Annotated in this window: 9 protein-coding genes; all 9 read left to right on the plus strand. The window is 71.8% G+C overall.

Translation table 11 applies throughout. From position 1 onward, the window contains the following. Nucleotides 1–44: 44 nt before the first annotated feature. The 9 genes from AC1DXT_RS07920 to AC1DXT_RS07960 all read left to right on the plus strand — a co-directional run bounded on the left by AC1DXT_RS07920 (nucleotide 45) and on the right by AC1DXT_RS07960 (nucleotide 9071). Nucleotides 45–1220 carry an ROK family transcriptional regulator gene (locus AC1DXT_RS07920; RefSeq protein ID WP_477060776.1) on the plus strand — a complete coding sequence of 392 codons (1176 nt, stop codon included), beginning with the start codon at nucleotides 45–47 and terminating at the stop codon, nucleotides 1218–1220. An 86-nt stretch (nucleotides 1221–1306) separates the two neighbouring features. Beyond that, on the plus strand, nucleotides 1307–2635 hold the full coding sequence (locus AC1DXT_RS07925; RefSeq protein WP_477060777.1) for an extracellular solute-binding protein: 1329 nt from the start codon (nucleotides 1307–1309) through the stop codon (nucleotides 2633–2635). A 122-nt stretch (nucleotides 2636–2757) separates the two neighbouring features. Continuing rightward, nucleotides 2758–3699 carry a carbohydrate ABC transporter permease gene (locus AC1DXT_RS07930; protein WP_477060778.1) on the plus strand — a complete coding sequence of 314 codons (942 nt, stop codon included), beginning with the start codon at nucleotides 2758–2760 and terminating at the stop codon, nucleotides 3697–3699. Then, nucleotides 3696–4607, plus strand: a complete 912-nt coding sequence (locus tag AC1DXT_RS07935; RefSeq protein WP_477060779.1) for a carbohydrate ABC transporter permease — start codon at nucleotides 3696–3698, stop codon at nucleotides 4605–4607. Before AC1DXT_RS07930 ends, AC1DXT_RS07935 begins: the two co-directional genes overlap by 4 nt. Before the next feature lies 1 nt (nucleotide 4608). Continuing rightward, a complete protein-coding gene (locus AC1DXT_RS07940) occupies nucleotides 4609–5607 on the plus strand; it encodes an ROK family protein (RefSeq protein WP_477060780.1) in 999 nt (332 codons plus the stop codon). Continuing rightward, a complete protein-coding gene (gene nagB / locus AC1DXT_RS07945) occupies nucleotides 5607–6389 on the plus strand; it encodes a glucosamine-6-phosphate deaminase (protein ID WP_477060781.1) in 783 nt (260 codons plus the stop codon). Before AC1DXT_RS07940 ends, nagB begins: the two co-directional genes overlap by 1 nt. A 61-nt stretch (nucleotides 6390–6450) precedes the next feature. Next, nucleotides 6451–6825, plus strand: a complete 375-nt coding sequence (locus AC1DXT_RS07950; protein ID WP_056092643.1) for a DUF3039 domain-containing protein — start codon at nucleotides 6451–6453, stop codon at nucleotides 6823–6825. Next, the gene (locus tag AC1DXT_RS07955) at nucleotides 6822–8642 is read left to right on the plus strand and encodes a DEAD/DEAH box helicase (RefSeq protein ID WP_477060782.1); all 1821 of its coding nucleotides are present in this window, start codon (nucleotides 6822–6824) and stop codon (nucleotides 8640–8642) included. Before AC1DXT_RS07950 ends, AC1DXT_RS07955 begins: the two co-directional genes overlap by 4 nt. 273 nt (nucleotides 8643–8915) lie before the next feature. Next, on the plus strand, nucleotides 8916–9071 hold the full coding sequence (locus AC1DXT_RS07960; RefSeq protein WP_186814839.1) for a hypothetical protein: 156 nt from the start codon (nucleotides 8916–8918) through the stop codon (nucleotides 9069–9071). Nucleotides 9072–9127: the final 56 nt, after the last annotated feature.

A 9127-nucleotide genomic window follows, 5' to 3' on the forward strand; every position in this document is an offset into this window, starting at 1 on the left:
ATCCGGGGTTGACTCAGATTTGTAAGGAAGGTCTACTAACAAACGTGACAACGACCACGCAGCCCCTCGCGGCGGCACACGGAGTCGGTCGGGCGCTGCGCCCGACGGGCAAGGTGCTGCCCGAGCACGCGCGTGCGCACAACCGGTCCCTGGTGCTCGCGCACCTCTTCCACATCGGCCCGGCCTCTCGCGCGGACATCGCCCGCAGCACCGGGCTGACGCGCGTCACGGTGTCGGGGATGGTCGCCGCGCTGATCGCCGAGGGGCTCGTCGAGGAGCTGGGCGTCCGCGTCGAGGGCAAGGTCGGCAAGCCGGCCACGCTGGTCGGGATGCGGACCGAGGCGTTCCAGATCGTCGCCGTGGACCTCACCAACGACACGCACCTGCTTGGTGCCGTGCTGACGCTCGTCGGCGCGGTCGTCGTCCGTCGGTCGGTCGCCCTCGAGGGGCGCACCGGGCAGCCCGCTGCCGAGCTGCTCGAGAGCCTGTGCCAGGAGCTGCTCGCCGCCGCGACCCGCCCGGTCATCGGCGTCGGCATCGCCTCCCCGGGCGTCATCGACCTCGACGGCAGGGTCGTCCAGGCGCCCAACCGTGGCTGGTACGACCTGCCCCTGGCGGCGAACCTCACTGAGAGCCTCGGCGTCCCGGTGCACGTGGCCAACGACGCCAACACCCGGGCGCTCGGCGAGTTCACCTACGGCAACGCGGCGGGCTCCGGCTGCATGGTCCTCACCATCGGCGAGGGCGTCGGCGCCGGCATCGTCGTGGACGGCGCCCTCGTGCTCGGCCGGCACCACGCGGCCGGGGAGATCGGGCACGTCACCGTCGTCGACGGCGACGCGCGCGACGAGCCCCCGCTGGACTGCGCGTGCGGCCGCACCGGCTGCCTCGAGACCGTGCTGAGCGTCCCGGCCCTGCGCCGCCGGACCGCCGGCCTCACCCCCGAAGAGTCCGACGCCGCCCTGGCGTCGGTCGGACGGCTGCTGGGCATCGCCCTCGCACCCGTCGTCAGTGCGCTCGACCTCGCGGAGGTCCTGCTCTCCGGCCCCCCGGAGCTGCTGGACGGTCCTCTGCGCGAGTCGGCGCTGGCCACCGTCCGCGCACGCACGATGCCCGTCATCGGGCACGGACTGGCACTGCGGATGGGATCCCTCGACGAGGACGGGGCTCTCGCTGGCGCGGCAGTCCTGGTCCTGTCAGGCCAGCTGGGGGTCTCGTGACGACCCCCAGCCGGCCCACTGCAGGTCGGAAGAACCACCCGGCGGCGCCGTCCGGCGCTCGCCTCGCTCACGGGAGGAACCCCAACGTGAAGATCCTACGTTTCGCGGCCGTCGGCGTGGCGGCCGCGCTCACGCTCACCGCCTGTGGCACCGGCGACGACGCCGGCGACACGCCGAGCGCGAGCACCGGCACGCCCGAGCCCGCCACGATCAAGCTCTGGCTCAACGGTGCCGACACCCCGGACGCCCTGCGTGAGTACCTGACGACGACGTTCGAGTCGGAGAACCCCGGCTCGAAGCTCGTCATCGAGGAGCAGGACTGGAACGGCCTCGTGCCGCGCCTCCAGACCGCGCTGGGTTCGGCCGACCAGACGCCCGACGTGGTCGAGATCGGCAACACGCAGTCGCCGACCTTCACCTACGCCGGCGCGTTCGCCGACATCACCGACATGTACGACGAGCTCGGCGGCGAGAAGCTGCTCCAGGGCTTCGTCGACGCAGGCAGCGCGGACGGCAAGTTCTACGCCGCTCCGTACTACTCCGGCGCACGCGCCGTGTTCTACAACAAGGACGCGTTCGCCGCGGCGGGCATCGAGGTCCCCACCACGCTCGCCGACTTCAGCGAGGCCGCCAAGAAGCTGCAGTCCGACACCCAGTCGGGCTTCTGGTTCCCCGGCCAGGACTGGTACAACGGCGCCGCGTGGATCTACACCAACGGCGGTGACCTGGCGGTCAAGGACGGCGACTCCTGGAAGGGCGCGCTCTCCTCGCCGGAGTCGATCAAGGGCCTCGAGGAGGTCCAGGACCTGTTCGCCAACGCGACCAACGCGCCGGCCGACAGCGACTCCGCCGACCCGTGGGTGCCGTTCAACGCGGGCCAGTCGGCCATGTTCTCCGCGCCGACGTGGGCACGGTGGAGCATCGACCTGCCCGCCTGCAACAAGGCCGTCGACCCCGACGACACGTCGGACGCGGCCAAGGCGCTGCGCGGCGAGCAGCAGGCCTGCAACGAGGAGCACACCGGTGTCTTCGCGCTGCCGGGTCTGGACGAGGGCTCCTACGCGAACGGCTTCGCCGGCGGCTCGAACATCGCCATCGCGGCGAAGTCCAAGCACCCCGAGCTGGCCAAGAGCCTCGTGCGGATCATGTTCACCGAGGAGTTCCAGAACATGCTCGGCGAGAACGGCCTGATCCCGGGCAACACGGAGTACGCCGCCTCGATGGGTGACGACGTGTACGCCCAGGCCGCTGTCGCCGCCGCGCTCAACGCCAAGCTCACGCCGGCGGCCGAGAAGTGGGCCGACGTCGAGGGTGACCGCATCCTGGAGGACTTCTTCCAGAAGCTCGCCACCGGTGCGGACGTCAAGGAGGCTGCCGCCGAGGCGGACCAGCTCCTCGAGGACGCGCTGAACTGATCACGGCTCCGGCCGGCCGCGTCCCCGGACGCGGCCGGCCAGACCGGACCAGGTGATCCCGGTGCGGCCGGGCCTGCCCTCGCAGGCCGGCCCGGTTGCGCCACCAGACAGGAGCTCTCCCCATGGCAGCCACTGCCCCCGCGCTGCAGCAGGACGACGCAGCCGTCGTCTTCCCGCGCCGCCGCCGCCGCAAGCTCGGCGTGTACGGCCTGCTCGTCCCCGCCGCGATCCTCATGGGCGTCGCGCTCGGCTACCCGCTGGTCCGCCAGTTCGTCATCTCCTTCCAGGAGTACGGCCTGCGCCAGCAGTTCGGGCAGCCCGCCGAGTGGGTGGGCCTGCAGAACTACACCGAGCTGCTGACGGACCCCTACGTGTGGACCGTCATCGGCAGGTCGATCGCGTTCTGCCTGGTGAACGCCGCGGTGACCATGCTCGTCGGCGTCGCGTTCGCGGTGCTCATGACCCGGATCGGCCGGGCCTCGCGCATCACGCTGCAGGTGGCGCTGCTGCTCGCCTGGGGCACGCCGGTTCTGGCGTCGATGACCGTGTGGCAGTGGTTGTTCGACTCGCAGTACGGCGTCATCAACTACGTGCTCGCCCACGTCTTCGGGCTGGACGACATGGCCGGCCACTCGTGGATCATCCAGCCGCTGTCGTTCTACTTCGTCGCGACCGTCATCGTGGTCTGGATGTCCGTGCCGTTCGTGGCGTTCTCGGTCTACGCGGGGCTGCTGCAGGTGCCCGAGGAGACGATGGAGGCGGCCCAGCTCGACGGGGCGTCGTCCCGCCAGCGGTTCTGGAACATCACCATCCCGATGGTCCGGCCGGTGCTGTCGATCGTCCTGCTGCTGCAGGTCATCTGGGACTTCAAGGTCTTCACGCAGATCTACGTGCTCCAGCGCGCGGGCGCACCGACCCGCGAGACCAACCTGCTGGGCACCCTCATCTACTCGTACGCCAGCGAGTTCTCGCTGGCCGGCGCGCTGGCCACGATCATGCTGGTGATCACGCTCGCCCTCACCGGGTTCTACATCCGGCAGATGCTGAAGGAGGACGAGCTGTGAGCGCCCTCGCCACACCCGCCCCGACCACGCTGGACCCCGTGGCGGGCCGCCCGGTGCGCTCCTCGGAGGCCGGACGCGCGCAGTCCCGCGGCGGTCGCCGCGCGCTCGGCGTGCTGGCCGTCGTCCTGTCGGTCGCCTGGGTGTTCCCCATCTACTGGATGATCAACAGCGCCTTCCTGCCGCTGAACAAGCTGCAGACGCCGACCCCCACGTTCTTCCCGGTCCAGGGGACACTGTCGAACTTCCGGCGCGTGCTCGACGACCCGAGCTTCTGGGCGTCCATGCGGGTGTCCCTCGCGGTGGTCGCGATCGTGTTGGTCGCCGCCCTGATCTTCGCGTTCCTGGCGGCGCTCGCGGTGAGCCGGTTCCGGTTCCGCGGCCGCAAGGGCTTCATCCTGACGATCCTCGTGGTGCAGATGATCCCGGCCGAGGGCCTGTTCATCTCGCAGTACCAGATGCTCGACGGCTGGAACCTGGTGAACAAGGTGGCGGGCCTCGCGCTCGTCTACACCGCGGCGATCCTGCCCTTCACCATCTGGATGCTGCGTGGCTTCGTGGCCGGCGTGCCCATCGAGCTCGAGGAGGCCGGGATGGTCGACGGCCTGTCACGCACCGGCGCGTTCTTCCGCATCACGTTCCCGCTGCTGGCCCCCGGGCTGGTCGCCGCCGGCGTGTACGGCTTCCTGCAGGCGTGGAACGAGTACACCCTTGCCCTCGTCGTCATGACCGACCCGGCCCAGCGCACCCTCCCGCTCTGGTTGCAGGGGCTCGTCGAGTCCAACCGGGCCACCGACTGGGGCGTGGTCATGGCAGGGTCCGCACTGATCGCGATCCCCGTGATCGTGTTCTTCCTCTTCGTCCAGAACAAGATGACGTCCGGGCTCGTCGCGGGTGCGGTGAAGGGCTGACGTGAGCACGCAGGGGATCCCGACGCCGCCGAGGCGCACGTCGGACGGGGGAGCGCGGCCGTGGTCGGTCGGACTGGACGTCGGGGGCACCAAGGTGCTCGGCGTGCTGCTGGACGCCGGCGGGGTGGTCCGCCACCAGCTGCGGTCGGCCACGGTCGCCGGAGCTGCCGGGGTGGTCGCCACGGCGGTCGCCGTGGTCGAGGAGCTGGCCGCGGGCGCGGGCATCGCGGTCGGCGAGCTGGCCGGGGTGGGCATCGGCCTGCCCGGGGTGGTCGACCCCACCGACGGCACCGTCGAGCACGCGGTCAACCTCGGCATCGAGGAGCGCACCCCGCTCGCGGCCCTGGTCGCCGAGCGGCTCGGGGTGCGCGTCCGCGTGGAGAACGACCTGACGGTCGCGGTCGTCGGCGCCGCCCACACGGTGGACGGCGAGCACGCCTCGACGGACGACGCCGTGGTGCACGACCTCGCGTTCCTGGCGCTCGGCACGGGCCTGGCCGCCGGTCTGCTCCTCGAGGGCCGGCTGCGACGGGGGTCCACGGGCGGGGCGGGGGAGATCGGTCACCTGACGCTCGTGCCCGACGGGCTGCCGTGCAAGTGCGGCCAGCTGGGCTGCCTCGAGCAGTACGCCTCCGGGTCGGCGCTGGACGCCGCCTGGCCCAGCCGGTACGGACGTCCCGCCCCCGAGGAGCTGTTCGCCGCGGCCGAGGCCGGTGACGCGCGCGCGGTCGAGATCCGGGACCAGTTCGCGTGGGCGGTCGCCGCCGCGGTGCGGATCCTGGTGCTGACCTGCGACGTCGAGCTGGTGGTGATCGGCGGCGGCGTGAGCGCGCTCGGCCAGCCGCTGCTGCGGGCGGTCACGGCGGAGCTCGAGAGGGAGGCGCAGGCGTCTCCGTTCCTCGCCACCATGGGTCTGGCGAAGCGTGTGAGTCTTGCCCCCGCCGACGTTCCCGTCGGCGCGGTCGGTGCGGCCCTGCTGGGCAGAGGGGAGTACGTCTGATGGAGGTCGTCATCGCGCCGGGTCCGGAGCTGGGACGCCTGGCCGCCTCGGCCGTCGAGCAGCTCGTGCGGGCGCAGCCCGACGCGGTGCTGGGGCTCGCCACCGGATCGAGCCCGCTCGCCGTCTACGACGAGCTGGCCCGCCGGCACACCGAGCACGGGCTGTCGTTCGCCCGCACCCGCGCGTTCATGCTCGACGAGTACGTCGGGCTCGCCGCCGACCACCCGGAGCGCTACCGCAACGTCATCGAGAAGGACCTCGTCTCCCGCGTCGACTTCGCACCCGGCGCGGTGCAGGGGCCGGACGGACTTGCCGAGGACCTCGTCGGGGCCTGCGCGGCGTACGAGGACGCGATCGCGTCCGTGGGCGGCGTGGACCTGCAGATCCTGGGCATCGGCACCGACGGGCACGTCGCGTTCAACGAGCCCGGCTCCTCGCTCGCGTCGCGGACGCGCATCAAGACGCTCACCCGGCAGACGCGCGAGGACAACGCCCGGTTCTTCGGCGGCGACGTCGACCAGGTCCCGCAGCACGTCCTCACGCAGGGGCTGGCGACGATCATGTCCGCTCGCCACCTGATCCTGGTGGCCACCGGCAAGGGCAAGGCCGAGGCCGTGCACCAGCTGGTCGAGGGGCCGGTCAGCGCCATGTGGCCCGCGACGGTCCTGCAGCACCACCCGCACGTCACGGTGCTCGTCGACGACGCCGCTGCGAGCCGCCTGCAGCTGGCCGGCTACTACCGCGAGACGTTCGCCTCCAAGCCTGCCTGGCAGGGTCTCTGAGCCCCGTCCCACCGGCGGACGCGCCGGGACCGTGTCCGAGCCCCGACGTACACTTCACGCCATGACCGAGCCCCTGCCGCAGCGCACCGGACCCGACGACCCGTTCTCCTCGGACCCGGGCACGTCGACCAGCGTGCTGGAGCGCGAGGAGACCACGGAGCAGGTCGAGCCGGGGGACCACGAGCGGTTCGCGCACTACGTGCGCAAGGAGAAGATCCTCGACTCCGCGATCAGCGGCAAGCCGGTCATCGCCCTCTGCGGCAAGGTCTGGGTGCCCGGCCGGGACCCGAACAAGTTCCCGGTCTGCCCGGTCTGCAAGGAGATCTACGAGGGTCTCCGGGAGCCGCAGGACGGCGACAAGAACGAGGGTGGCAAGGACTCCGGCGGCGGCCGGAAGTGGGGCTTCGGCCGCAACCCCGGCAGCGGCGGCGCGTGACGGCCGCCCCGCGCCCGTCCTCCCTCCCCTCGACCCACGCGTCCTCGTCGGCGGCGTCCCAGCTGCCGCCGGCGTTCCCCGCGCGTGCGCCCTGGGGGACGGCGGGCAAGCTGCGCGCCTGGCAGGCGGAGGCGATCGAGCACTACCGGACCGCCAACCCGCGTGACTTCCTCGCGGTGGCCACGCCCGGCGCCGGCAAGACGACGTTCGCGCTGCGGATCGCCACCGAGCTGCTCGAGGCCAAGCTGGTCCGGCGCGTGACGGTCGTCGCGCCCACCGAGCACCTCAAGCGGCAGTGGGCCGACGCGGCTGCCCGGGTGGGCATCACGCTCGACCCCAACTTCAGCAACGCACAGGGCCGGCACGGGCACGGGTTCGACGGCGTCGCGGTGACCTACGCCCAGGTGGCCAGCAAGCCCGCGCTGCACGCCGCCCGGACCGCGGCCGCGCCGACGCTGGTCATCCTCGACGAGGTGCACCACGGCGGCGACGCCCTGTCCTGGGGCGACGCGGTGCGCGAGGCCTTCGAGGGCGCCACCCGCCGGCTCGCACTGACGGGCACGCCGTTCCGCTCCGACACGGCCGCGATCCCGTTCGTGCGCTACGACCGCGGAGGCGACGGCATCCGGCGCAGCGTGGCCGACTACACGTACGGGTACGGCGACGCGCTGCGCGACCACGTGGTGCGGCCGGTGATCTTCCTGTCCTACAGCGGCTCGATGCGGTGGCGCACCAAGGCCGGCGACGAGATCAGTGCCCGCCTGGGGGAGCCGCTCACCAAGGACATCACCGCACAGGCGTGGCGCACGGCCCTGGACCCGAACGGCGAGTGGATCCCGAGCGTGCTGGCGGCGGCCGACCGTCGCCTGACCGAGGTGCGCCGGGCCATCCCCGACGCGGGCGCCATGGTGATCGCCACGGACCAGACCGACGCGCGCGCGTACGCCGGCCACCTCGCGCGGATCACCGGGAAGTCCCCGACCATCGTGCTCTCGGACGACGACGGCGCGAGCGACCGCATCGACGCGTTCTCGGCGGGCGACTCCCGCTGGCTCGTGGCCGTCCGGATGGTCTCCGAGGGCGTGGACGTGCCCCGGCTGGCCGTGGGCGTGTACGCGACCAGCACCGCCACGCCGCTGTTCTTCGCGCAGGCGGTCGGCCGGTTCGTGCGGGCGCGCCGGCGCGGGGAGACCGCCTCGGTGTTCCTGCCGAGCGTGCCGCAGCTGCTCGCGCTGGCCAACACCCTGGAGCTCGAGCGGGACCACGCGCTGGACCGCCCGAAGACGCTCGAGGAGCAGGGGATCGACGTCGGGCTCGACGACGGGCTGCTGGACGAGGCGAACCAGGAGCGCAACGGCGCCGACGAGATCGGTCCGGACGGCAAGCAGGGGGCGTTCGAGGCGCTCGAGGCGCAGGCGTCCTTCGACCGGGTGCTCTTCGACGGTGGCGAGTTCGGCACGGGCGCGGAGATGGGCTCCGACGAGGAGCTGGACTTCCTGGGGCTCCCGGGGCTGCTCGACGTGGACCAGGTCTCCGCGCTCCTGCGGCAACGACAGGCCGACCAGATCAGCGGTCGGAAGAACAAGGGCGCGTCCGCGGAGGCGCTGGCGGAGATGGACCACCGCAAGCAGGCGGAGCTGCGCAAGGAGCTGTCGCAGCTGGTGGGGGCGTGGGCGCGCAAGAGCGGACAGCCGCACGGGTCGGTGCACAACGAGCTGCGACGTCGGTGCGGTGGGCCGGAGGTCGCCCTGGCCGATCCCGACCAGCTCACCGCGCGCGTGGCGATGGTCCGCGGGTGGTTCGTCGGCAAGCGCTGACGTGCGCCGGGCCCGCGCTCGATGAGCATCGCGCGATTACATCCACGAGTGGGTGACTTGCAAGGGCCGTCTCATCATGCGGACGGGCCATTTCGGTACTAAAGCCGCAGGTCAGAGCCCTGGACGCGCGACCACATAGCATTTCGGTTCCCCGGCGCAACTTTTCTCTCGACGTGCCGAGTGCGGTCAGGGCTGCCACCGTTGTCCTGTGACACACGGCGCCGGGTACCCCCGGAGTGCCTGATCGGTGACCACAGATCGAAAGGGTCAACCATGCCTACCTGGCTCATCCTCATCCTTGTCGGCGTCGTCCTCGTCATCCTTGGCGTGGCGACGAACATCGGCCAGTTCCTCATCTGGATCGGCGTCATCGTGCTCGTCGTCAGCCTGATCCTCGGGCTGGTCGGCCGGGGCCGCTCGCGCGTCTAGCTCGACGGAACACACTCCGCAGTACCGGCGCACGCCGTCCGGCCCTGTCCAGTCGG

Source organism: Cellulomonas sp. P1_G12_2, assembly GCF_056405535.1.